Origin of the sequence: Herpetosiphon gulosus (genome assembly GCF_039545135.1) — a bacterium.
Taxonomy (GTDB): Bacteria; Chloroflexota; Chloroflexia; order Chloroflexales; family Herpetosiphonaceae; genus Herpetosiphon; species Herpetosiphon gulosus.
In genome coordinates, this window is the sequence record NZ_BAABRU010000008.1 from 112,207 (window position 1) to 138,177 (window position 25,971).

The window sequence follows — 25,971 nt, forward strand, 5'->3', positions numbered from 1 at the left end:
GTGACGCACCGGAAAGGAACGCCCGCATGACCGATCGGCAACATGGCGTGAAAATCAACGCCCCTATCACCCCCGCTGCGGCGGAATTGTTGACGGAACCAGCTCTACACTTCTTAGCTGCCTTGCATCGCACCTTTGACCAAACTCGCCGCGACTTATTGCTCGGACGAGTGGAACGCCAAAGCCGGCTTGATGCAGGCGAAACCCCTGATTTTCTCGCTGAAACTGCCCATATTCGTGCTAGCGACTGGCAAATTGCGCCCATCCCCGATGAGATTCGTAATCGTCGCGTGGAAATTACTGGGCCAATCGATCGCAAAATGATCATCAATGCACTCAACTCTGGAGCCAATGTCTTCATGGCCGACTGTGAAGATGCGACCACTCCAAGCTGGGATAACCTGGTCAGCGGCCAATTGAACTTGCGCGATGCGGTCAATCGGACGATTAGCTTCACCAACGAAGCTGGCAAGGCCTATCGTTTAAACGAACAGGTGGCAGTGTTGTTTGTGCGGCCTCGCGGTTGGCACTTGCTCGAAAAACATGTCACGGTTGATGGCGAACCCTTGGCTGGTGGTTTGTTCGACTTTGGCTTGTATTTATTCCACAATGCCAAAACCTTGCTCGAACGTGGCTCTGCTCCTTACTTCTATCTGCCAAAACTCGAAAGCCATCGTGAAGCCCGTTTGTGGAATGATGTGTTCGTGTTTGCCCAAAAGCAGCTCGGCTTGCCCCATGGCTCGATCAAGGCAACTGTCTTGATTGAAACAATTTTGGCAGCTTTCGAGATGGACGAAATTCTGTATGAATTGCGCGACCATTCGGCTGGCCTAAACTGTGGCCGCTGGGATTACATCTTCAGCTGCATCAAGAAATTTGCCAAATTACAACATTTTGTGCTGGCTGATCGGGCTTTGGTAACGATGACCTCACGCTTTATGCGCTCATATTCATTGCTGGCGATCAAAACCTGCCATCGCCGTGGCGCTCACGCGATGGGTGGGATGGCTGCTCAAATTCCAATCAAGCACGATGCTCAAGCCAATGCTGAAGCCCTCGCTAAAGTGCAAGCCGATAAAGAGCGTGAAGCCCGCGACGGTCACGACGGTACTTGGGTCGCTCACCCAGGTTTGGTTCCTTTGGCCAAGGCTGCCTTTGATGCCTTGATGCCTGAAGCTAACCAAATTGGCAAGCAACTTGAGGTTGAAATTACTGCCGATGATTTGCTGCGCTTCGAGCCATCAGCGCCGATTACCGAGCAAGGCTTGCGCAAAAATATCAGCGTTGGCATCCAATATATCGAAGCCTGGCTTGGTGGTTTAGGCTGCGTGCCGCTCTACAACTTGATGGAAGATGCAGCGACTGCTGAAATCTCCCGTGCTCAAGTTTGGCAATGGGTGCATCAACCCAATGGCATCACCGAGGATTTTCGCAAAATCACCCTCGATTGGGTGCGCAAGTTGATCGTCGAAGAACTGGCCAATATCGAACAAGAAGTTGGCGCAGAACGCTATCGCAACGGTCATTATGATCGGGCTAGCCAATTGTTTGATCAACTGGTTGCTAACCCAAACTTTACCGAATTTCTCACGCTTCCCGCTTACGAACAAATCGATTAAATGAATTAATTGGCAGCTTGCAGGCGCTGGCATCAAACAACAATGACCAAAACCTGCAATCCTACGCTGGGATAGATTCTTGATTTTCATTACCTTGGCGACGTTGCCCAAGCGCTTTGAGCGATTGTAATGAATAGCCACTATTGTAATTTGACAAAGGAGTCAGCCATGAACACCACGAACGGTATCTCAACAACAGAACTGGAACGGGGTTGGGCAACGGACGCACGTTGGCAGGGGATTCAGCGCGATTACACAGCCGAAGATGTTGTGCGCTTGCGCGGTTCAGTCATTATTGAGCAAACTTTAGCTCGCATGGGTGCTGAACGCTTGTGGGATCTCTTACACAGCGAAGATTACGTGCATGCGTTGGGTGCGCTGACTGGTAATCAAGCGATGCAGATGGTCAAAGCTGGCTTGAAGGCGATTTACTTGAGTGGCTGGCAGGTGGCCGCCGATGCCAATATGGCTGGGCAAATGTATCCCGATCAAAGCTTGTATCCCGCTAACAGTGTGCCCCAAGTCGTCAAGCGCATCAACCAAACCTTGCAACGCTGCGACCAAATTTATCATTCAGAAGCAAAAGATGGCACGTACTGGTTTGCGCCAATTGTTGCCGATGCTGAAGCTGGCTTTGGTGGCCCACTGAATGCCTTTGAAATGATGAAGGCCATGATCGAAGCTGGCGCGGCTGGGGTGCACTTTGAAGATCAATTATCATCAGAAAAGAAATGTGGCCACTTGGGCGGCAAAGTCTTGATCCCAACCAGCCACTTTATTCGCACGCTGCAAGCTGCCCGCTTGGCCGCCGACGTGATGGACGTACCAACTTTGGTCGTCGCTCGTACCGATGCCAATGGTGCATACCTCTTGACCAGCGACGTTGATCCACGTGACCGCGAGTTTTGTACAGGCGAACGCACCCCCGAAGGCTTCTTCTGTATTCGCGGTGGGATCGATTCAGCAATTGCCCGTGGCTTGGCCTATGCTCCATATGCCGACTTGATCTGGTGTGAAACCTCAACCCCAGATTTGGAAGAAGCGCGGAAATTTGCTGAAGCGATCCATGCTCAATATCCAGGCAAATTGTTGGCCTACAACTGCTCGCCATCGTTCAACTGGAAGCGCAACTTGGATGATGCCACGATTGCTAAGTTCCAAAGTGAACTTGGTGCGATGGGTTACAAGTTCCAATTCATCACCTTGGCTGGCTTCCACGCCTTGAACTACAGCATGTTCGATTTGGCAACAGGCTATCGCGACCAAGGCATGAGCGCCTATGTCCAATTGCAACAAGCTGAATTCAACCGCGAAAGCGAAGGCTATACCGCCGTCAAGCACCAACGCGAAGTTGGCACTGGCTACTTCGATTTGGTAGCTCAAGCAGTTTCAGGTGGGATGTCATCGACCACCGCTTTGAGCGGCTCGACCGAGCACGAACAATTTGTTGGAGCCCATTAGAAAGTATGAGGGAAGAGGGATGAAGGATGAATAGTAGGATTTAGGGGTTGGGAATAGAACATAGAACATAGATGGCTTTTGGCTGAAGGCTATGGGCTATCGGAACATTTTGTGGTATTGCAATAATTCCGATAGCCTAGCGCCTATAGCCAAACTGACCCCTGATCCCTAGCCCCTGAATCCTACTCGATCTGCGACTATTGCGAAGCCAGTGAGCCGGCTTTGCGATGGTAAACACCCTGCATTGCTCGCACCGCGCCGATCCCTCCCTGATCGCGGTGCGAGCTTTTTTGTGTTTACGCTGCTTAGCGTATAATACAGCCCTCGCTTATGTTTTGGAGATTTGGCAATGGCGCAGCATCGCAATGTGATTTTAATTGGCATGCCTGGCTCGGGCAAAAGTACATTAGGCATTTTATTGGCCAAAGCTTTGGTATTTGATTTTATCGATACCGATGTGGTGATTCAAACCCGCCAACATGGCCGCTTGATTGATATTCTCGAACGACTGGGGGCTGAGCAATTTTGTGCGGTCGAAAATCAATATTGTGCCGAACTAGAGCTTGATCAATATGTGGTAGCGACGGGCGGCAGCGTGATCTATAGCCCCGATGCTATGGCTAATTTCCAGCGGCTTGGCACAATTGTCTATCTTTCAATTGAATTAGATGAGCTGTTGCCAAGGATTACCGATATGGATTCACGGGGCATTGTCATGCAGCCAGGCCAAAGTTTTGCCGATTTATATGCCGAGCGCGTGCCACTTTATCAACAATTTGCCAATATTACCGTAGATTGCACTGGCGAAGATCACGAACACACCGTCAGCCAAATTATGGCCGCGTTAAACGCCGATAATTAATCTGGCTATGTTCAACCGTAATGGTGCCATCAGCGCCGAAGAACCGCTCGCCACTATCTGCTGGGATCGAAAGCAGATCAATTGGGGCTGAACGTTTGATGCTGCTCGTCAGTTCGCCAACCACTTGAGCCAATGGCTCCAAGTTGCTGTCCCATTTGGCAAACACAAAATGAGTTTGGCGATAGCGCTTGAGCAAGGTTTCCAGTTTATCCATCCCCACATGGCCGGCCTCGCCCCAAACACTTGGTAACCCTTGGCAATCGAGCGCAATCACATCGGGCTTATAGCGCAGGCCGATTGGGGTTTCAACCCGTGCCTCAGGATAACTGGGCAAATACAAAGCCCAAATTAATGCCTTCATGATCACATGTTCACTCGATTCGACTGGGCGTTTAATCATCACCACCTGTGAACCATGGGCCTTAAACGTCCATTTGCGGCGTAGAAATAGCTCATTGCTCATGTTTGCAACTCCACATGCACCAGCACGTACAGCCTATAGTATAACCATTCTACGTTCTGAGAGTATGAAAGGATTAATCATGGATTCGTTTTTGCCATTTCTGATATTTGTTGGTTTCTTGGGCCTGATTATCGCTTGGCATGTGTTTGAGCATAAACGTTCAGTGCAATTAATTCAGCAATGGGCTGCTACAAATGGCTATCGAATTATCGCCTTGGAGCAACGTTGGTTGCGGCGTGGCCCGTTCTTCTGGCGTTCTGGTAAGTATCATACAGTATTCTATGTCGATGTGATTGATCCACAAGGAATGGCGCGGGCGATCTGGGTGCGTTGCGGTGGCTGGATTAGCGGCCTATTCTCCGATCAACTTGATGTACGCTTTGATGGGTAACCAACGATCGGGATTAACGTATTGAGAGCAAGTGTAAAGGAAGGATTGTTATGATTGTGTATGTTTTAGCGACGTTGGCTGTGGTGAGTGGGGCATTCTTGCTTGGGCGGTATCAAATTCTCAAGCGCAACGAACATATTGAAGCCTGGGCGTTGGGCCAGCGCTATCAAATTGTTGAAATAAAGCGACCTTGGCTCAGTTTAGGGCCATTTCTCTGGCGCACTGGCGAAAACGATCAGGTGTATAAAATTGAATTACGTGATCAAGCAGGCCAGCCGATTGCTGGTTGGCTGCGCTACCGTGGCTATTTCTTTGGCAATTATGAAATCGATTTGGAAGTTGAATAATGCTGTATGTTGTGCCATTTATGCTGGGTTTGATTGCTGTCCTTGGCCTGTATTTGAGTATCAAGCAATCGCAGGCAATTAAGCAATTGATCAAGGCTTGGGCTGAAGAACATCAGTATCAAATTATAAGCCAAAGGCGTTGCTATTTGGATTTTGGCCCGTTTGATGGCCGCGATCGCCGTCAAAATCAGGTTTTCTTGCTAGATATATTGAATGAACAAGGGGCGCAGCGCCAAGCATGGGTTTGTTGCTATGCCCCCTACTTTGAAATTGAATATATCGAATGTGAAGCTGTGGTGGTTTAATGACCCTGATTGGCTCCAACCATCCGCCGGAAAAGGCTGCCAACAAGGCTAAATGGCTGTGGCTCAGCTACCCCCAATTGGCTGGTGCTGGTCTGATCAATCAGCTTGATCACGCGGGCGAAGGTTTCGATTTGTTGCTGCATCAAATCAAAATCGAGTTTATCGATTGCGGCGTTGCTGGGCGTGGCACATAAATAATTGGGCGCTGGAATCAGCGAAATCGTCGGAATATTGGCTTTGTAGAATGGCTCGCCCTCGCCAAAATAAATTTCATTGATTGGCATAATTGTGAGCACGCGCTGTTTGGTGCGTTGCAACAATGCGGTGTAGTAGAGTTGCTCTAGCATTGGGCTAGTGGTATAGGTCAACTCAATTTCGGGTTGCTGGCTTGGTTGATAATCGCTTAATGCCCGATTATCAAGCCATTCAGTACAGCCCAAATGCTCCAAGGTCACACCTGCAATCGCCCTCCACTGCTGGCCGTTCCACAATTCGGGGTGCTCGGCCAGCCAAGTGCTGGTAGCTTGGCCATGCTTGCCAAGTTGCGGCAATTGAAAATGGCCTGTGGCAAAAATAAAAATTAAATTACGTTGATGCTGCTGTTGTTTGAACCAACGCACTAATGCCAATAAACCCAGTGCGCCATTTTCCTCAGGCGCGTTCGGCCCATCGGTATGGGTATTAATCAAAATACTTTCGCTAGATGCTTGGCCTGGCAAAACCACATACAAGCTATCAGTTGGACATTGTTCGGTAAGCGTCGCTTCGAGGGTGAAACGAATTTGTTGGCCGACTGCCCGGTTGAGTTGTTGGCCAACTGTGTGATTGACCCAAAGTGCTGGACAAGCTTGATAGCTGGTGGTGAAGGGCAAATATTGGGCATCGGCATTGGCCGCTGAGATTTTCGACCAAATGCAGATTACGCCTTTTACTCCAGCTTGTTTGGCGGCGGCTAAATTTGGGCCAGTCAGAAACGAGCCAAGCGTTGGGTTTCGCAGCAGTTTGGGCAATTGTTGGGCTTGGGCAAATTTAGTTGGATGCAGAAACAGCATGGTTGGTAAGGCCGGAACTGCCACTTCAACCAAGGCAATTTTGCCAGCGGCTTGCTGAAAATTACCAGGGCTTTTGCCACAATCAACCAATTCGCCGACGATACCCTCAGGCGGCGTACAACCAGAATATGGATAGTAAAAGCTACAGGGAATGTTGGTTTCGTTGTCAGCGCCATCAAGCAGGGCTAAATTCCAATTTTGGGCCTGCCAACGGGTAAAATAATAACGATCACGCTGAACCTCACAGCCTAAGTTGGTTAATTCTGCTGCCAAAAATTCAATAAAGGCCTGATGAGCCTCGCTGCCAGTTAGCCGTGGCCCCAATTGCTCAAGATACCGATGCCAGCCGATAAGCTCTTGACTTGTGGTGATCTTCATTCATCTAGCCTCACTACCACAGGATTTTCAATTAACCAGCTTAATTCTGCCACAATTTCACGTTGCCACTGCCAATCGTTGCGCAACTGCGACACAATCAAATCGGTCAAATTCATCCGCAGCCAATAGCAGTGCAAACGCTTTTCAAAATTATCAGGAATTAGATCGTGGTGCTGGGCAAATTTGAGCCATGACTGTAAATAGATTTCAGCTTGACCATAACAACTTTGCTGGGCAATATCATAAACCCAATCGCCATAGCCAAAATCGGCCCAATCGAGCACCGCCACAATTGTTGGCGGCTGACAGAGCACATTATCAAAGCCAAAATCACGATGAATTAAATGCCGTTCAGGGTTGATAGAGCCTAGCAATTGTTCCATTACGCGATAGCCTTGGCGTAACAAAAGCCCAGTTTGATCGTCGCGCTTAATCCAATCGTGCCAATCAAAATCAAATTTGTAGTTGCCAATATCTAAAACTTCTTCAGCCCATGATTGATAGCGGCCATGGCCTTGACTGTTGACCGAACCCCATCCAGTGACTGATCCTAGCTTAAGTTGATGCAGTTGATGCAAACTTTTAAAGAGTGCTGGCTGAATCTGCCTGAGTTCTGCTGCTTCGAGTGAGACAATTGTTTGGCCTGCAACATGCGGGCTAATCGCGTAGGCCCAGCCATCAGCAAATTGACCATGCGCCAGAATTGCTGGAATTGGCAGCTGTTGGCCCCAATGCTGGTAGGCGTAGACATCCTTTAAGAAATCGTTGTAATACTTGCTAATCCGCACAACATAGTGCTTGGCTTGGCTGCAAAATCGATAGGCTTGGGCAAACCAACCTGCCCCGATAAACTCCACTTGGGCCAATTCAAAGCCGGAATTGGCCTCAATCGCTTGAGCTAATGCTGGATCAATCTGCATCAAACGTTCTCCAATAATTGAGTAGTGCTCCAAATTGATTGTACCCTGATTGATCCACGAAGCGCACGAAGGATTTTTTAGCCACAGATTGACACAGATGGATTTGATTATTCTGCGATGCCAAATAGCTGAACCATAGCCACTAGACTCGACCTTTCTGCCTTTTACGTTTGCTTTTATCCCTCATCCTTCATCCTTACTCTCCGCGCCTCTGCGTTAAAACTTAATCTACGAATAGCTATTGTTCTTTGCTCTCTGTTCTTCAGTGCAACTCCTAATTGCGAGGGTGGACTAGCGATTGATTGTATTGATTGCAGTGAGCCAGCATACTTGAGTGCTAGAATGATGAAGCCGGTAATATATGTGGAGAGCAGGCTTGTGGTGCGTAAGCTGAGTTTTTGGGGGCTGAGTATCAGCGTTTGGCTGGCTGGTATGGCGCTGCTGGGCGGCATGTTTGGCTGGAATTTAGCATGGTTCAAAGATTGGCAGTGGCTGGCCGAGCAAACTGGCTGGCGTTTCTGGCTGAGCCAATGGCTTTTTCGGGCATTGCTCTGTTTGCCCTTAGTGCTTGGTTTGCTGGTATTGCTACATCCCTTGTGGCTTGGCCGCCGCGTACTTGCTGCAACTAAAGCCGATTTAGTGGTTGCAGCCGCTCCTAATGCCGAAACGTTAAGTCGGCGGCGTTTTATGCTTGAAGCTGGCTTATTGGGTGGTTTGGTTGGTTATAGCAGTGTGATTGAGCCATTCAACCCTGAAATTGTTGAGCTTGAGTTGCCGATTGCCAATTTGCCTAGCCGTTTTGAGGGCTTTAAAATTGTGCAATTAAGCGATTTACATGTCTGTGCTTATACTCCCGCCACTGATGTAGCCCGCGCCGTATCATTAATTAACCAGCTTGATGCTGATATCGTGGCGATCACTGGTGATTTTGTTGATCAGCATGCGAAATTTGCTGATGATGCAACTGTTCCGCTGCGCCAATTGCAAGCCCGCGAAGGCATTTTTTCGGTGCTCGGCAACCACGATTACTATACTGGCGATATTGATCGTATGATTTGGGCGATTAAACGAGCAGATCTTGGGCTGTTGATCAATCAGCATACGATTATTCGGCGTGGCGCTGACCGTTTAAATTTGGTGGGCTTAGATGACCCCAAACATGATGATGGTGATGGCTGGAGCCATAGCAGTATTGATCCGGCGCGAGCATTTGCCAAGTTACGGGCTAGCGATCCCTGCATCACGCTCTTGCATAACCCGATTTTTGCGCCAAGCGTGGTAAAGGCGTATGGGCCGCAGCTGATTTTGGCTGGCCATACTCATGGTGGCCAGATTTGGGTTCCAATCTTAACCGAAAGTGTTGTACGTTCGCGTGATCATTTTGTGGCTGGGCGCTATCAACTTGCCAATAGCCAAATCTATGTCAATCGTGGATGGGGGTTTACCGGGCCACCGCTGCGTTTTGCTAAGCGTCCCGAAATTAGCGTGGTGCGTTTAACAAGGGGGCAGGAGTCAGCTCTCAGGGACTAGAGGGCTATGAAAAGCACGAAGTTAAGTTTTTCGCCACAGATGAGCATAGATTGCTATTATCATCGTGCTATCCCCAAGCGACTTGTGATATTCCCACTGTGTGGCTTCATCCCTGAATCCTGACCCCTAGCCCCTACTGACCCTCTGCGTTCAATGCCGCTCCCTGCTCCCTCGATTAAATAATTTCAAGCACTTGCTGCTCGATCACCTCGCCAATTAGCCAAAGTGGATCGCCAGCTTGGGCAAAACGCTGTTCGAGGGCATTGGCATGCTCGGCTACAACTGCAATTAACAAGCCGCCCGAGGTTTGGGGATCGTATAACAAGGCTTGATGGGCTGGATCAGCTGTTTCTGCATAATTAACTGGCATTTGTTGCTCGACATAAGCGCGATTGGTATGCAACCCACCGGGCATAATTCCGGCTTGGGCGTAGCGATAGGCTCCTGGCAACAATGGTAAGGCCCGACTATTGATCTGTAGCCCAACCCCACTATTACGAGCCAACTCCAAGCCATGGCCCAACAAGCCAAATCCTGTAATATCGGTGGCGCTGCGAATTGTGCCAAGTGCCGCGATATGCTCGGCTGCTTGGCGATTGAGTTTGAGCATGCTCTCGATTGCTGCTGCTAAATCTGCTGGCTCGCCAACTTGGCGCTTGCTGGCGGTGCTAATCACGCCTGTGCCGAGCGCTTTGGTAAGGTATAACTGATCGCCCGCTTGGGCTTGGGCTTTGCGGGTAATTAAGGCTGGATCGATTAAACCAGTCACGCATAAGCCATATTTTGGCTCATTATCAATGATCGTATGGCCGCCAGCTAATACGGCTCCGGCTTCGGCAACTTTATCTGCACCGCCCTGCATAATTGCTTGAATAATCGCTGGATCTAAATCGCGTGGGAATCCGGCAATCGCCAAAGCCAAAATCGGCTTGCCACCCATGGCATAGACATCGCTTAGCGCATTGGCAGCGGCAATCGCCCCAAAACTATAGGGATCATCAACAATCGGCGGAAAGAAATCCACCGTTTGCACCAACGCTTGCTCTTGGTTAAGTTGATAGACCGCTGCATCATCGCTGACATCGAGGCCAACTAAAAGCTGCGGGCTGCTGGGTAAACGCAAGCTACTAATTAAATTGCTGAGAGCACCTGCCCCCATTTTGGCGGCTCAGCCAGCGCAAGAAGCTAGCTCAGTCAGCCGAATTTGTTCACGATCAGCCATGAGTATGCTCACTAAATTACATAGAAATTAAAGAATTTTAGCAATATCAGCCGTTTAACATTATACACATATTAAGAATCGCGTATAATAGGGCATCTCCAAAGGCGGCCCCTGTTTTTTCCGATGGTCCTACAGTGAGGTTCTGGCATGCACACACACAATGGACGTTGGTCGCGTTCGTTAGCGGTCGGTTTTGCGGTGTTGGCGGCGTTTGTGTTAGCGCCAATTGCTTCGATTTCGGCCCATAGCAATCATGATCATAAGATTTATGTTGCACCATTTGGCAAAGATGAGGGTGATTGTTCGAAGATTTGGCAGCCCTGTTTGACGATCGATTATGCGATTAGCCGTGGGACTGGCAAAGGTGATGAAATTCGGGTTGCTGCTGGCGATTATAGCTACGATGCTCGTAAGGTAGGCTTATTGCTGAGCCTCCAAATTCCAGTGCGCGGTGGGTATAGTGCTCGTGATAATTTCATGCAGCAAGATCCCCAAGCCAACCCAACCTATGTTGCTGGGATTCCCAGCCGCTATCGGGAGCAGTTGGCGGCAATTGGCTTTGCGCGGGTTGAAGATCGCGATGGTCGTCATAGCCCAGAACTTGAGCGGATGCAAATTCCTAGCGAATTGGAAACCCCAAGTACTGCTCAGCCTTGTACGAATGGCATGGCTGGGATTTTCGAGTGTAGTGGCATCGACTTTTTGGGCAGTGTGCCACTCTCAAGTTTTCGGGTAAATGGTAATGGTGCCGGTGCCGGCAGTAATTTGTGGGGCCACGTCGATCTCAATACTGATCGCGAATATGCGATTATTGGGGTCTCCAACGGTACTGGCGTGGTTGATGTGACTGATCCAACCAATCCGGTGGTGATTGGCACGGTGCCAGGCAATAGCTCATCGTGGCGTGAAGTTAAGGTCTATCAATATTTCAACCAAGCTCAAAATCGTTGGAATGCCTATGCCTACCTTTCAACCGAAAGTCGCACTCAAGGCTTGCAGATTGTCGATCTGAATCACTTGAGTGATCCAACACCTTCGGTTAGTTTGGCGGCAACCTATACCGCTGACTTTGGCTCATCGCACACCGTCTATATTAAGAATGTTGATCTCAGCACCAATGTGGCGTTGCCTGGCAAAACGGCTGTGCTGTATATGAACGGGGTTGGTAAAAACGGCAGTCGCTTGAATTCAGGCGTGTTTCGCGCCTTTGATATGAGCAATCCGTTGACTCCGCAAATTATTGATACTGGCGTGCCGGATACGAATATTAGCTATACCCACGACGACACCAGCATGATTATTACCGATTCACGGACTTCGGCATGTGCGCCTGGCCACCAAGCCTCGTGCGAAATCTTGTTCGATTTCAGCGAATCGTCGGTCGAAATTTGGGATATTACCGATTCGGCCAATCCATTCCACATTAGTTCACGGCCTTATTCAGGCAGTGGTTACACCCACTCGGGCTGGTATAGTGATGACAAAATGTATCTGTTCATTCAAGACGAATTGGATGAACAAAATTTAGGTCATAATACCCGCGTTCGTACCATGGATATTCATGATCTGGATAATCCAACGATTAGCGCTGTATGGGACGGCCCAACCGCCGCAATCGACCATAACGGCTATACGATTGGTAATAAATATTACATGTCGAACTATTTGCGTGGTTTGACGATTCTTGATGTGACTAACCCTAATAGCATCCAAGAAGCAGCCTTCTTCGATACCTATCCTGGTAGCAATGACTCCGATTTCGATGGGGCTTGGGGGGTTTATCCTTACTTGCCAAGCGGCACTTTGATGATCAGCGATATTTCACGTGGCTTGATTTTGGTACGCGAACCAACCAGCACTCCTGATCAAGCGATTGCTGGCTTGGAAGCAACCAACGATGGCCCAACCACTACTGGTGATGTTACCAATTTTGAGGCGACGATTCAGGCTGGTACGAATGTAACCTATGCGTGGGATTTTGGTGATAACACTGCTGTGGTGACCTCAACCAATACCACGATTAGCCATACCTATCCAAACGCTGGTAACTATACGGTTGAGTTAACCGCCAGCAATGGCACCAATTCGCAAACGGATACAACAACCGTGGTGGTGCAAGCGCCGCCACAAACCGAATGGAAAATTTGGCTGCCCTTTGCGATTCGGGCGGAATAACGCTTAAATCCTTTGGAGATCAACAGGCGGGGCATTTGCCCCGCTTGTTGCGTTAATTTTAGAGCGCAGTGCGCGGATGCTGTTTGTGCCAGACCCGTTTGCCTAGGGTCGAGAGCGCAATTTCAACCGCAACTGTTGCCGTGCGATTGCGATCATCAAGAATTGGATTGACTTCGACAATATCTAAGCCAATCATGCGCCCTGATTCGGCGATCAATTCGGCGGCCAAATGGGCTTCGCGATAGGTTAAGCCACCAGGCACAGGTGTGCCAACCCCAGGCGCAACCGCAGGATCAAGTACATCTAGATCGAAGCTGACATAGAAACCATCACGAGCTTGGTTGGCAACGCTGATCGCCCGTACCATGGTTTCATACATGCCATAGCGATCGATATATTCAGTGGCAAAGACTTGTACTCCAGCCTCGGTGAGCAATTGGCGCTCTTCGGGGTCGAGGTCGCGCACCGCTACTAACGCCACTCGATGTGGGTTAATCATCGAATTTGCTAGGCGCTGACCACTCAAATGAATCAAGCGTTCATCGCCGTAACCACACAGTGCTGCCAAGGGCATGCCATGAATATTGCCCGAAGGCGAAGTGCTAGGAATATTGAAATCGCCGTGGGCATCAATCCAGAGCACCCCAATATCACGATTGTGGGCGGCTCCACTAACCGAACCCAAGCCTAAACTATGGTCACCACCAAGCACGACTGGCACATGGCCTTGGCTACACGACTGATCAACCTCGCTGGCTAATTGAATCAAGGTATCACGAATTGGCTCGAAATAGCGCAACGTTAGGTCGCCGACGGGCAGGGTTTCGGCGATGCTGGCCGTGAGATTGCCCCGATCAATCACGGTATGACCAAGCTCCTCTAATTGTGAACGTAAGCCTGCATAACGAATTGCACTTGGCCCCATGTCCACGCCGCGCCGCCCTGCACCCAAATCGAGCGGGACACCGATAAGATCGATTAGCACAAGAACCTCCTAGTGAATCTTGCTTTCATGCACCATTGAATGAAAGCCTAGGCCTATTTTAACCGATAGCTGGCCAATTGAGGGCAATTGCTGATCATGTGGCTCCAGCACAGGCTTAATTCTTAAAAAACCGTGCGCACAAAAAACCAACCATATGCTGTAATAGACTCATTTGATGTTCGCTATTTTTATCACGATAGGCTTGAGCAGCCCCTGGAGTGTGTGGTTCTGCTGATATGTGCGCTAAGTTGGGTTAAAGGTTAAAGCCATTTAACTTTTATCACCCATAGGTCACCCATAAGGTGTAGGAGCGATCATCACAGAAATAGCGCCTGGGTTTAGGCCATAATTCCCACGACAAGCATGCTGCTATGCGCTATAGTTCACAATTAGAGGACGAGTTATGAGCATTATGCCATTTGCGGCATGGCCAAAATTGTTAAGATGTCACCACATTCCCATTCGACTTAGCCTGTCGCTTGACATGCCGCACTAATCTAGGCACGATCATAGGCGTAGCACCAGCAGGAATTTGGCAATAGCAGGTTGATCTGCGCTTAGCTCATGTTCTCGAAAGGATTTGTGATGATCAAACGACAGTTTCATGCGCGGGTGGTTGTGATGCTCGTAATCTTCAGTCTGTTGGCTGGTGGATTACTGTTGCAACCATTGACCCATGATGCAGCCGCCCAAACTCGCTCAACAGTTCAATATAGTTATAATCCTGAGCGGCAACATGTGCATTCTGGAAGCATTAGTTTTTTTCGCCAAACGATTTTTAATTCGAGTTCGGCATTAACTGGCGCTTCGTTGTTCGATAGCCCAACCGGGATGATCTTCGGCCCCGATGGGCGTTTGTATGTCGGCCAGTTTAATGGGCGAATTTTTGCAATTACGCTCAACCCAACCAACCATCAAGCTACCGCCGTTCAGGTGATCGAAACAATCTACAATTATCCTAATACTAACGACGACGGTTCGCCTGCAACTGGGGTGAATGGTCGTCAGTTGGTGGGGATTTTGTTTGATCCGGCTTCAACGCCATCGAACATGATTTTGTATGTTTCGCATAGTGACCCACGCTATGGCTACAACAGCGATACAACCTCGCAAAAAATCAACACCCGCTCGGGCACAATTAGCAAATTGGTCAGCACTAATAATTTTGCAACCTCTACCGATATTATTAAGGGTTTGCCGCGCTCACGCGAGAACCATAGCACCAACAGCATTGTTTGGGGTCCAGATGGCTGGATGTATATCTCGTCGTCGAGCAATACCAATAATGGTGCACCAAGCGCTCACTTTAGCAATTTGGCCGAATATTATCTCTCGGCGGCAATTTTGCGAGCCAATGTGCGCGATGCAGGCTTTCCTTCAGCAGGCATTGATGTCAAAAATGTCAATAATGCGGCAGCTTTAGCTCCATTTGCTGGCCAATTTGAGATGTATGCGACTGGCTATCGCAATGTTTATGATTTTATTTGGCTCAATAATAAGTTTTATGCCAATGTCAATGGTGGCAACGATGGCTATGGCGATACGCCGAGTGCCGCTCAATGCCCTGGTGGGGTGGAAATTAACCCACGCTATTTGCCCGATACCCTGAAAATTGTGACTCAAGGCTCGTATGGTGGCCATCCCAACCCTGCCCGTGGCGAATGTGTGCTGAACAATGGTAATGCCCAGGGTTTGCCAACGCCACCAAACTACAATCCACCAGCCTTGACCTACGATTTCCGCCCATCCACTAATGGGATTACGGCGTACATTAGCAATGCCTTTGGTGGTGCGTTGCAAGGCAATTTGATTGTCGCAACCTATGGTCAAAATCAAGATGTCAGCCGCGTTCAGCTTGATGCGAATGGCAACCCAACCATGATTCAAACCTTGGCCAAGTTCAATCAACCGCTTGATGTGGTGACCGATGCCAAGGGTGTGATTTATGTGGCCGAATTTGGCAGCGATGCAATTACCATCCTTGAGCCAGAAGATTTACCCAATTGTCCGCCACCGCCGCCCTACTCTAGTGCGGTCGATAGCGATAACGATGGCTACTCGGATTTTGATGAAGATCAAAATGCTACCAATTTGTGTAGCCGTGCCAGCGTGCCCAACGATTTTGATGGCGACATGATTTCCGATTTGACTGATCCTGACGACGATAACGATGGCATTCTTGATGTCAATGATCAGTTGTATTTTGATGCAGCAAACGGCAACAACACCAAATTACCCGTTGAATTCAATTGGAATCCTGGTGATGCACCGCTAGGTAAGGTTGCCAATACGGGCTTTACTGGGGTGCAAATTACCAACGGAGTTACTCGTACCGCCGAAGCCAAGATTGCAGTTGGCGCTGCTGGTGGTTTTACCAACATCATCACCACCGAAGGCACGAATGCTGGTACGATCAATACCCAATCCAACGCTTTGCAAATAGGCTTTGATCCCCATCGCAACTTCCGAGTTGAAACGCGGATCACCGAAATGTTCCTTGGGCGCACGCCTGAGGGCGATCAAGCGGCAGGTTTGTTCTTCGGCCCCAACCAAGATAACTACGTGAAATTGGTGGCAACGGCCAATTTGAATGGCGACGGTACGAGTGGCGACACAGGGTTGCAATTTGCCATGGAAGTTGCCGGAAACTTGCAAATCGATCCAACCAATAATAATCCGAGCATGATATTGCCTGGTGTGAGCAATATCGACCTGCGCTTAGACGGCAATCCTGCTGCTCAGACCATGACCGCCTATTATAAAACTGATGGCGGCAACTGGACAGCAATTGGCACGATCAATGTTCCTTTGTGGTTCTTCAATACGGGAACGCCAGCGGGAATTTTGGCAACCAATCATGGCACACCAAATACCATCTCATTTATTTTCGATTTCTTCCGCTTGAGTTATCGCGATATCGTGGCGCGGATCAACGGTGGTGATCGTGATTGGACGACCAACGACGGAGCTGCTTGGAGTCCTGATACGAGTGCCAACCGTCCATATTCAACTGGTGGCGGCACCTATGTCTTGATTCCAGGCGTTTCGTGTCCCCAAATCTACAATGTGACCCGCGACTTTGATCGGTTGTACTGCTCTGAACGCAATACCAGCGGCTCAGCGGTGCAATATACAATTCCGGTCAGCAGCACTGGTACGTATGCGGTGCGCTTGCACTTTGCCGAACTGTATTGGGGCACGAATGGCCGGCCTGGGCCGAACCAGCGTAAATTCAATGTTCAGCTTGAAGGCACAACGGTGTTGACCAATTTCGATATTTTCAGCGAAACTGGCGCAACCTTCCGGCCAATCACCAAGACCTTTACCACCAATATTACTGATGGTGCGGTCAATATTGGTTTGCCAACGGGCCAGCCAGGCAATGTTGATCAAGGCAAGATTTCGGCGATTGAGGTTTGGGGGCCAATTCTCAACATTGCCAATGTTACGCCAACGGTCACGCCATCGCCAACGGCAACCAATACACCATCGCCGACGGCAACCAACACACCAACCAATACGCTAACACCAACAATCACGAATACACCGACCAATACCAATACGCCAACGCCAACATCGACTGGCACGGTGACGGCGACCTTTACACCGACCAACACGGCCACGCCAAGTAATACGCCGACTAACACACCGACCGAAACCGTAACGCCCAGCGCTACGGCAACCCAAGGCGCGGCGACCTATCGAATTTGGCTGCCGTATACCGTCAAAAACTAAGCCCGATTCCAACGGAGCCATCACGCGCGGATGGCTCCGTATTTGCTCAAAACTCACAGCTTAGTCATGACGTGAATTCCTTAAAAATGTTTTTTAAAACATTAAAATATAACAAAAAAGTATTAAAATTCATGCAAATGCTGGCCAAGAAAACCAAAATTTGCGATGCAAGGATTGACAAAATTAGTACCATTGTATATAACAGTACCGTACTTTTAGTCAATCTCAACTGATATACTGATCGATAACGATGTCCCGTAGCAAATGCTCTTTTTTTGATCGATCGCGATTGATGCGGTTTTTTGCGCGTTAAGCGTTGAAAGGCCACCACTCGCTACGGGTCACAAGCTGTTCCAGGAGGGGTCATGACCATGAAGCGGTCTATTGTTCGTTGGTTGCATGGGGTGCTCGCAGCATTCTTGTTTAGCAACCTTTGGCTTGTGGGCGCACCACCAACCATGGTGGCAGCGGCGGTTCCGGCGGTAACTCGCCAGCCACTCACGCCAACTCAAGCTAAAGCCCTACTAGAGGCACCACGGGTAACCGATACCTTGCCGCTCAACGGCTCGACCTCGGTCAACCGTGATATTTTCATTGCAGCAAACGTGTATATTCCTAATGGCGGGCTTGACCCCCAAACCTTGACAGCAGCTTCTGTCAAATTGATTCGGGTGATTGATAGTTATGAAATCGCCGCCCGTTTAACCACCTCGGCAGCGGGCGATGTGATTATTCTCAATCCCAACGATTATCTCGACCCATTTACCCAATATCGTTTTCGGGTGAATGTGGGGGTAGCTGCGAACAATTTGCTACTTGATATTGCTGGCGAACCGTTTGAAGCCTATGAATCGACCTTTACGACTGGGAGTGCTGGTGGCCCTGCGGCAACTGGCAACATTCGTTTTAACAAAGTTGCGACGGGCATTACCATGCCCAATGATTCTGGCTATACTTCGTTGGCAATTGGCCCTGATGGCAAGCTCTACGCTGCCACGGTCAAAGGCCAAATTGTGCGCTATAGTATCAATCCCGATGGAACCCTGGATAGTGCTGGTAGCTTGACCATCCAAACGGTGCGGACCTATACTGGTACAACCCAAGATCGCATGATCATTGGTTTGGTCTTTGATCCAGCCTCAACCCCATCCAGCCCAATTTTGTGGATTACTCACAGCCCCTATGCGCTGAGCAACGGCCCCGATTGGAGCGGTAAACTTACGCGCCTGACCGGAGCCAATCTAACCAGTGCCCAAGATTATTTGATTGGCATGCCGCGCTCATCACGCGATCACCTTTCAAATAGTTTGGTGTTTGGGCCGGATGGCGCATTGTATATGACTGTTGGTAGCAATAGCGCCATGGGTCATATTGATAATGGTTGGAACTTGCGGCCAGAGCATAAATTAGGCGCTGCAGTGCTGCGGATCAATCAAACTGCCTTAGCCAGCGGCTCGTTACCATTGAATGTGCAAACTGAAGATGGTGGCACCTACGATCCATTTGCTGTAAATGTGCCTGTCACCATTTATGCCTCAGGTGTACGCAACGCCTACGACTTGATTTGGCATACAAATGGCGAGTTGTATACGGCGACCAATGGCTCGGCTGCTGGTGGTAATACCCCACCAACCCCAAGTAATTTGTCAAACTATGCTCCATGTCAAAATCGGATCGACTTTGCGACCAATGGCGCATATGTTGGTCCAGATGTGCCAAAACTATCGTCAAGCTCGAATACCCGCATTCCTGATCAATCCGATTTTCTCTATCGGGTTGATCAAGGTGGCTATTATGGGCATCCCAACCCGCAACGTTGTGAGTGGGTCTTGAACGGCGGTAACCCAAGTTCAGCCGTCGATCCCGCTGAAGTTGCGCCTGGTGGCAGCAATGTTGGCTATCCAGTTGGTACGCAATCCGACCGCAACTATCGCGGCTTCTCATGGGATTTCGGCTTACACAAATCACCCAACGGCACAATCGAATATAAATCAAACACCTTCAATGGCGCACTCAAAGGCAAGTTGATTGTTACGCGCTACAGCGGTAGCAAAGACTTGGTTGTGCTGACAATTGGTGCTAACAAAGAAATTATCAGCGAACAAGGTGGCCTACCTGGGATGAAAGATTTCTCAGGGCCGCTTGATGTGATTGAAAATACCGCCAACGGCAACTTATATGTTTCCGACTATTTGGCCGAAAAAATCTATCTGCTGACACCTGATATTCAGCCCGAACCACGGATTGATATTCGCCCAGCTCGGCGCGTGTTTAATTTGGCACGGCCAACCGCTGGTACACTCGATTCAACGACTCAAACCTTTGTGATCAGTAACACTGGTCAAGCCAATTTGAGCGTAACAGGTGTGCAGTTAATTGGGCCTGAGGCTGGCTCGTTTGTGATTACCAACTTGCCAAGCTTCCCACAAACCTTAATTCCAAGCGCAACCTTGAGCTTGAATGTGGTGATGCGAGCTAATGCTGCCACCAGCTTGGGCACAAAAGGCGCGATTATCCAAATTCAAAGCAACGACCCAATTAATCCCAAAATCGATGGGGCATTACGCGGCTTGGTCTATGCCAATGGCACAGAGCCATCGTTGCAGTGGATTCTCGATACCTACGAATTCCCGATGAATGTTGGCGATGATGATCCATCGACAACACCGATCCATAGTGCTAATGGGACATCGTTGGTGCTTGGCCAAGAAATTGTGGCCGATTTCTTCACCCGTGCGACAACTTCGCCGATTACCCTAGAACCATTGGCGGTCTTTGCCCCAAGTGGTCCTGCTAGCACGGCCCTAACTTTGGGTTGGTATCCAGTCAAGAGCGCTGGGGCCAATCGCACGAGCATCTTCTCAGTGCCAAATACCAGTGCTCAACGCTTGAATCCAAGCATCAATGGTAGTTTGACACTCGATCCAGGCTATGAATTCTTCGATTTCTATACTCAATGGCCAGCCCACGCTAATCGCTTGGTCTATGGTCAAGATAGCTTGAACAGCTTTGATGTAGCTAACCCTCATCACATGCGGGTTTACCCACTTAAAACGACCAACGATTCAACCGTTACCAATGCCTATGTGGTGGTCTTTGAAGAGGCTACGGCTGGCTTAGAATATCAAGATTTGGTCTTTATTGTGCGCAATGTGCGGCCAGTGCGCTTGCCAAGCATGAGCACACCAATTCAAATCAATTTCCAAAGTGCCTCGACTGCTGTGCCGCTTGGCTACATGCGCGATTGGGGTCAAGCGTTTGGTAATCGCAACGAAAAAGATCAAGGCGATGGCTCGTTGTATTATGGCTGGGTCAACCCCAATACGATCACCCCAATTCTGCTTGATACCAATGGCCGCTATCGTTTTGTCGCTAATATCGACAAACGCTACGATTCATTGATGCACATGCGAGCCAACGATCTTTCCGGTGGCTTCGGTGGGGTCAAAGAACCTGGCTCATGGGAAATTGCAATTCCCAACGGTATCTACTCGGTCACGGTTGCCGTGGGCGATCCCCAAACCCAGCAAGTGCCAGAGTTTGATCGGCATACGATCAATGTTGAAGGCGTGAATGCGATTAACAATTTTGCCTCATCGGGGGCAACTGGTGCACCAACCCGCCACTCGACTCAAACGGTTGTGGCGACGGTTAGTGATAATCGCTTAACCATCGATGCCAATGGTGGGATCAACACCAAGATCAACTTTGTGACGATCACTCCCTATGTGGAGCCACCAACCCCAACCCCAACCCATACGCCAACCAATACACCAACGGCAACTAATACGCCCACGGTGACCAATACACCAACATCAACTAGCACGGCGACGGCAACCAATACGGCTACGCCATCGAATACGCCAACCGTGACGACCACACCAGTGCCAACCACGCCTGGTACAACCCAACCGACCAATACCTTTACGCCAAGCCCAACTGTTGGCCCAAGCGTTACGCCTGGTACACCAACCGCGACCGTTACGCCAACGATTACAGTTACGCCTGGTACGCCAACCGTGACGGTGACCCCAACCGTAACTGTGCCGCCAGCAACCAATCGGGTTTATATCCCGATGGTGATTTTGGGTGGGCCACAGGGTGGCTCTGGTGGTGTTACCTTTGGTCTCAAAGGTATGTATCGGCCAGCAATTGACGGTGCTGTGAGTACCCGTCAGTACAATGATCAAAACTTTAGTTCAGCCATCGAGAGTGCTGTGCGTCAACTCCAAACTATGATGACGCTTCAAGTCTTGGCTGGGGCATGTTTCGGCGCTGGTCAGCTGGAAATCGAAAATGTTGAATCGCATAACATCCCCTATAACGATTGGCTGATGTTTAGCAAGATTCAAAATCCGGCTGCACGCAGTGGCACACGCAACTACTTCCGCAATACGGGTGTGGTGCGGGTGCGTAACACCGGCACTGGGCCGTTGATTCTGAGCAGCATGACCATTACTGGCTCATGGACGTTGAGCGGTACTTTGAGTTTGCCAACGATTTTGCAGCCCAATACATTCCGTGATATTCGCTTGGATTTCACGCCACCAAATGACCCTCGTAGCAACCCTCCTGGGATTGCCTATTCGGGCCAGATGTTGCTCAAGACCAATGATGCTGCTGAGCCGAATAAAATCATTGAGCTTCGTGGCTGGTGGCAAGCCCAAAATGAGGGCGACGATGAACCAAATATCCAACAAATTATGGATTTCTTTGGTTATGATGTGCGGATCGTTTATCCAGGCCAAACCTGGAATGCTGATTCAGGTGCATTAACTCAAATTGGCGAAGAAGTGATTTCGCCTTACTGGACGCGCTTTGATTCAAGCAAACCAGTGCGGGTGGTGCAATTGGCTGGCTTACACCAGTGCTGTACCACGAGCACCGCCAGCGATATTGCTTGGGCAGCCCAAGGCAGCACAACCCTGCAAGAATCTAGCACCCACCATCCATCCGATGGTCAAACCTACTTGCCACGCTTGTATGATGGCAGTGATTTGTTTGATATCAATTTGAACCCAACTGGAACGTTCCAATTTATCATCTCACAAACCGCATGGGGCGATCCTCAATACAACAATCCAGTTGGCAAGCACTATCTACGGGCGTGGCCATTGCGTGATCGCAACGGGGTCTTGATTCCCAATAGTTATGTGCTCTCGATGGACTTTAACGGGATCAACTACGACTACAACGATAATGTTTATATTGTGAACAACATTCGGCCTGAGTTTGTGGCTGTTGATGATTCAACCGTGGCGGCAATGCCTGGCACGCCTAGCCTCAACTTGGAATTCAATCAAAATTATCCCAATACCTTGATTGATAACACCAGCGTTGGCACGGGCTTCCCAATCACCCAACGCAACAAGAATGACTTCAAACAGATTAGCGTTGGTTCGTCATATGACCCAACGCTGCTGACGATGAACACTACTGGAGCCGGCACGCTGACCTTGGTGTCGCCTGCAGGCACCCAGGATGGCACAACCAATACCCAAGTTAATGCCTTGCAACTGCCGTTCAACGCTCAAGCCTCACGTTTTGCAATTACGACGCGGATCGATGGCAGTGTGGCGGGCTTTACCAGTGCCAATCGTCAAGCAGGCATCTTCTGGGGCATGGAGCAAGATAATTATCTGAAAGTGATGCTTAGCTCAGCCAGCACCCAACCAGTCATCGTTTTTACCAACGAAACTAATGGGACAAGTGCAACTGTGGCAACTAGCCCAGCCATTGCTAGCCCTGCCAATGTTGTAGCAACCGAATTGCGCTTGACTGGCGATCCAAAAACCGGGGTGGCCACGGCTGCCTATCGGATTATTACCGCAGCTAATCCTAACCCAAGCTTTACGACATTGGGCCAAGTGACCCTGACCGGTGGGCGCTATCAACGCTTCTTTGATCGCAAGGTTAATGCAGGCATTTTGACCACCCACAAAACCAGTACAACCTTCAACGCGGTTTTTGATAAATTTGTGATTGGGCTTGACGAAACCACCGCCGCGCGGCCAGTTTTGGCACGGGTTGATGTTGGCAGCGCCAACAGCTTCACCGATAGCGCCAGCAACGTTTGGCAAGCTGATACTGGCTTATTCGAGCCAAGCAATGCTGCGGCTGAAGGCACTGGTACGCCAGCAATCGACAATACTCTCGATGACACGCTCTATCAGACCTATCGTGGCAATGTGGGTAATGCAACTCGCACGATTACCTATAACTTGAGTGTGCCTGCCACGGTGCAAAAAGTCGATGTGCGTTTGCACTTCGCCGAACTCTTCTGGGGTGCGCCTGGTGGTGGGGCTGCTGGCCCAGGCCGACGGGTGTTTGATGTTCGAGCTGAAGGCGAAACTATCCTCGACAACTTCGATATCACTGGCTCGGTTGGGGCTGCTCGCGCCGCCGTCATTGTGCCAATCGATGGAATTACGGTTATCGATGGCCAATTGCAACTAGCATTTGATGCTGAAATGGACTTTGCTTCAATCTCAGCAATTGAGGTCTTTGCAAGCACGGTCAATGGCAATGTGCCACCAACCGCCAATGCTGGGGCTGATCAGCAAGTTGCGCTAAATGCTAGCGTGAATTTGGCTGGCACCAGCAGTGATTATGAAAACACGACCGTAACTGGTGCTTGGACCCAACTTGAAGGTACAACGGTTACTTTGTCGGGTAGTGGCAATAATCGTAGCTTTACCGCTCCAGCTAGCGCTAGCACCTTGGTGTTCCGCTTTACTGCAACCGATGCTGGCGGCGCAAGCACCAGCGACACCGTGACGATCTTGGTTGGCGATAAGCCAATCGAGCAAGTGGTGGCGGTCTCGAACGGCCCATCATCGCCTAACGATGCAATTACCTTCCAAGCTGTGGTGGCTTGTGGCAGCAACGTCAATTTTGCTTGGAACTTTGGCGATGGCACTCCAGTGGTCAACGAAAGCACTGGTAAGGTGCGCCATGCCTTTGCAACCAAAGGCACGTATAACGTAACCGTCACCGCCAGCAATGGCTCAAGCAGCGTTGCAACCTCGTTGCAAGTACAGGTCTTGCCATTGTTGACCCGCTTCAATGCAGGCGGTTTCAGCAGCTTGACCACACCTGATGGTGTGCGCTGGGCTTCCGATAGCTATTCGCAAAATGGTAGCACCTCGAACCCAGGCAGCTTAGGCGATGTCGCCAACACCGATAACGATGTGTTGTATTACGATGATCGCTTTGCCACGGGCGCAACCACCGCAACCTTGGATTATGCGATTCCAGTGCCAACCAGCGGCCAATACACCGTGCGCTTGCACTTCGCCGAAATCTTCTTTGGGGTGGCGAACGGCGTGGCTGGTGGCACTGGCAAGCGGGTCTTCGATGTTAATCTCGAAGGAACGCGGGTGCTCAACGACTACGACCCAACCCTCGCTGTTGGTGCTAAAGCTGCTGATACCCGTTTATTCACAGTCAATGTGACTGATGGGGTGCTGAATATCAAGTTCGCACCTGAAGCTAGCCGCCCAACCGTGAGCGCAATCGAGGTCTTTGGGGCGCAAAATATGACCTTTGCTACCCCAACCGCCTTGCCATCGCCAACTAATACGCCAATTGGTACCTTCACGCCAACGCCCGAAGGCACCTTCTTCTTGAAGGTCAACTTCCAGCCCAACGATGCTGGGGTTGTGCCCAATGGCTATGCCAAGGATTATGGCCAAGGTTATGGTTTGCGTGTCGATCCAGGCCAAGGCTCTGGCCTAACCTATGGCTGGGTTGATAGTGCTGGTCAGCCCAAGAGCTTGATCACAGATCCACGTCGCCGTAGCGTCAATAGCGATCCACGTTTGGATACCTTGATGCACATGCAGTTGACCACTGGTGGCGGCAAGTGGGAAGCATCGATTCCAAACGGGGTCTATGATGTAACCGTGGCGGTCGGCGATGCCCAAGCTGGTGGCTCAGCAATGTCGCATAACGTTACAATCGAAGGCGTGGTGGCGATCAACCAATTCGTGCCGCCGGCTAATGCCTCGAATGGCGCAGCCAGCTTGCATCAAACCAACACCGTGCGAGTTACGGTCAGCGATGGTAAGTTGACGGTTGATCCAGTTGGTGGCACCAATACCAAGATTAACTACTTGGATATTAATTGGTTTGGTTCGTTGGCAACTGCCACGCCAACTAATACGGCAACGGCGACCGCCACCAACACCCCAACCAATACGGCAACGGCGACGGCCACTGATACCCCAACCAATACGGCAACGGCCACAGCAACCGAAACGCCAATCAACACACCAACCAATACCAATACGCCAACTCCAAGCAACACGCCAACCAACACGGCAACCTTGGAGCCAGGCATTACGCCAACGATCACCAATACGCCAACAATTACGCCAACGCCAACTGAAACAGCTACGCCAACCGCGACTGCTTCGGTTACGCCAACCGCAACGACTGGCACAGCAACCTATGTGGTCTTCTTGCCTTACACGGCTAAAGATAACTAATCACTGAGCTTCAGCATCCGGTGGAGTGTTATGCTCC

Annotated in this window: 15 protein-coding genes; 10 read left to right on the forward strand and 5 right to left on the reverse strand. The window is 49.9% G+C overall.

Annotated elements, in window-relative coordinates; genetic code table 11:
* Window positions 1-26 precede the first annotated feature (26 nt).
* The 3 genes from aceB to ABEB26_RS12600 all read left to right on the forward strand — a co-directional run bounded on the left by aceB (window position 27) and on the right by ABEB26_RS12600 (window position 3,942).
* On the forward strand, window positions 27-1,619 hold the full coding sequence (aceB, locus tag ABEB26_RS12590; protein ID WP_345722364.1) for a malate synthase A: 1,593 nt from the start codon (window positions 27-29) through the stop codon (window positions 1,617-1,619).
* Between the two features lie 168 nt (window positions 1,620-1,787).
* A complete protein-coding gene (aceA, locus tag ABEB26_RS12595) occupies window positions 1,788-3,080 on the forward strand; it encodes an isocitrate lyase (RefSeq protein WP_345722365.1) in 1,293 nt (430 codons plus the stop codon).
* 349 nt (window positions 3,081-3,429) lie between these two features.
* Complete coding sequence (locus tag ABEB26_RS12600) at window positions 3,430-3,942, forward strand: shikimate kinase (protein ID WP_345722366.1); 513 nt, start codon at window positions 3,430-3,432, stop codon at window positions 3,940-3,942.
* Here the strand turns inward: ABEB26_RS12600 and ABEB26_RS12605 are convergent.
* Window positions 3,914-4,405, reverse strand: coding sequence for a hypothetical protein (locus tag ABEB26_RS12605; RefSeq protein WP_345722367.1), 492 nt, complete (start codon window positions 4,403-4,405; stop codon window positions 3,914-3,916). The genes ABEB26_RS12600 and ABEB26_RS12605 overlap by 29 nt on opposite strands.
* Before the next feature lie 79 nt (window positions 4,406-4,484).
* Here ABEB26_RS12605 and ABEB26_RS12610 point away from each other — a divergent pair, with 79 nt between their 5' ends.
* From ABEB26_RS12610 to ABEB26_RS12620, 3 genes are read left to right on the forward strand one after another with little or no spacing between them, the layout of a single operon-like run.
* Entirely contained in the window at window positions 4,485-4,796 is a 312-nt protein-coding gene (locus ABEB26_RS12610) for a hypothetical protein (protein ID WP_345722368.1), read from the forward strand.
* Window positions 4,797-4,846: 50 nt separating this feature from the next.
* Window positions 4,847-5,143: a hypothetical protein gene (locus ABEB26_RS12615; protein ID WP_345722369.1), complete on the forward strand. Its 297-nt coding sequence runs from the start codon at window positions 4,847-4,849 to the stop codon at window positions 5,141-5,143.
* Window positions 5,143-5,448, forward strand: coding sequence for a hypothetical protein (locus ABEB26_RS12620; protein ID WP_345722370.1), 306 nt, complete (start codon window positions 5,143-5,145; stop codon window positions 5,446-5,448). Before ABEB26_RS12615 ends, ABEB26_RS12620 begins: the two co-directional genes overlap by 1 nt.
* On the opposite strand, the gene ABEB26_RS12625 is transcribed toward ABEB26_RS12620, so the two are convergent.
* Together ABEB26_RS12625 and ABEB26_RS12630 are read right to left on the reverse strand one after the other, a co-directional pair.
* Window positions 5,445-6,878, reverse strand: coding sequence for a hypothetical protein (locus tag ABEB26_RS12625; RefSeq protein WP_345722371.1), 1,434 nt, complete (start codon window positions 6,876-6,878; stop codon window positions 5,445-5,447). The two genes, ABEB26_RS12620 and ABEB26_RS12625, sit on opposite strands and share 4 nt — an antisense overlap.
* Entirely contained in the window at window positions 6,875-7,798 is a 924-nt protein-coding gene (locus ABEB26_RS12630) for a phosphotransferase family protein (protein WP_345722372.1), read from the reverse strand. The genes ABEB26_RS12625 and ABEB26_RS12630 overlap by 4 nt, the downstream gene beginning before the upstream one ends.
* A 378-nt stretch (window positions 7,799-8,176) precedes the next feature.
* On the opposite strand from ABEB26_RS12630, the gene ABEB26_RS12635 reads away from it, so the two are divergent.
* Window positions 8,177-9,328, forward strand: a complete 1,152-nt coding sequence (locus ABEB26_RS12635; protein ID WP_345722373.1) for a metallophosphoesterase — start codon at window positions 8,177-8,179, stop codon at window positions 9,326-9,328.
* Between the two features lie 175 nt (window positions 9,329-9,503).
* On the opposite strand, the gene selD is transcribed toward ABEB26_RS12635, so the two are convergent.
* Entirely contained in the window at window positions 9,504-10,550 is a 1,047-nt protein-coding gene (gene selD / locus ABEB26_RS12640; protein WP_345722374.1) for a selenide, water dikinase SelD, read from the reverse strand.
* A gap of 147 nt (window positions 10,551-10,697) precedes the next feature.
* Between selD and ABEB26_RS12645 the strand changes: the two genes are divergently transcribed.
* The gene (locus tag ABEB26_RS12645; RefSeq protein WP_345722375.1) at window positions 10,698-12,725 is read left to right on the forward strand and encodes a choice-of-anchor B family protein; all 2,028 of its coding nucleotides are present in this window, start codon (window positions 10,698-10,700) and stop codon (window positions 12,723-12,725) included.
* 58 nt (window positions 12,726-12,783) lie between these two features.
* On the opposite strand, the gene rocF is transcribed toward ABEB26_RS12645, so the two are convergent.
* Complete coding sequence (gene rocF, locus ABEB26_RS12650) at window positions 12,784-13,710, reverse strand: arginase (RefSeq protein ID WP_345722376.1); 927 nt, start codon at window positions 13,708-13,710, stop codon at window positions 12,784-12,786.
* Window positions 13,711-14,295: 585 nt separating this feature from the next.
* Here rocF and ABEB26_RS12655 point away from each other — a divergent pair.
* On the forward strand, window positions 14,296-17,445 hold the full coding sequence (locus ABEB26_RS12655) for a malectin domain-containing carbohydrate-binding protein (RefSeq protein WP_345722377.1): 3,150 nt from the start codon (window positions 14,296-14,298) through the stop codon (window positions 17,443-17,445).
* A gap of 371 nt (window positions 17,446-17,816) precedes the next feature.
* Entirely contained in the window at window positions 17,817-25,934 is an 8,118-nt protein-coding gene (locus ABEB26_RS12660; protein ID WP_345722378.1) for a malectin domain-containing carbohydrate-binding protein, read from the forward strand.
* Window positions 25,935-25,971: the final 37 nt, after the last annotated feature.

Bases quoted from the DNA above. Each gene is read 5' to 3' on its own strand.
- aceB (WP_345722364.1), top strand. From the start codon at position 27: ATGACCGATCGGCAACATGGCGTGAAAATCAACGCCCCTATCACCCCC.
- aceA (WP_345722365.1), top strand. From the start codon at position 1,788: ATGAACACCACGAACGGTATCTCAACAACAGAACTGGAACGGGGTTGG.
- ABEB26_RS12600 (WP_345722366.1), top strand. From the start codon at position 3,430: ATGGCGCAGCATCGCAATGTGATTTTAATTGGCATGCCTGGCTCGGGC.
- ABEB26_RS12605 (WP_345722367.1), bottom strand. From the start codon at position 4,405: ATGAGCAATGAGCTATTTCTACGCCGCAAATGGACGTTTAAGGCCCAT.
- ABEB26_RS12610 (WP_345722368.1), top strand. From the start codon at position 4,485: ATGGATTCGTTTTTGCCATTTCTGATATTTGTTGGTTTCTTGGGCCTG.
- ABEB26_RS12615 (WP_345722369.1), top strand. From the start codon at position 4,847: ATGATTGTGTATGTTTTAGCGACGTTGGCTGTGGTGAGTGGGGCATTC.
- ABEB26_RS12620 (WP_345722370.1), top strand. From the start codon at position 5,143: ATGCTGTATGTTGTGCCATTTATGCTGGGTTTGATTGCTGTCCTTGGC.
- ABEB26_RS12625 (WP_345722371.1), bottom strand. From the start codon at position 6,878: ATGAAGATCACCACAAGTCAAGAGCTTATCGGCTGGCATCGGTATCTT.
- ABEB26_RS12630 (WP_345722372.1), bottom strand. From the start codon at position 7,798: ATGCAGATTGATCCAGCATTAGCTCAAGCGATTGAGGCCAATTCCGGC.
- ABEB26_RS12645 (WP_345722375.1), top strand. From the start codon at position 10,698: ATGCACACACACAATGGACGTTGGTCGCGTTCGTTAGCGGTCGGTTTT.
- ABEB26_RS12655 (WP_345722377.1), top strand. From the start codon at position 14,296: ATGATCAAACGACAGTTTCATGCGCGGGTGGTTGTGATGCTCGTAATC.
- ABEB26_RS12660 (WP_345722378.1), top strand. From the start codon at position 17,817: ATGAAGCGGTCTATTGTTCGTTGGTTGCATGGGGTGCTCGCAGCATTC.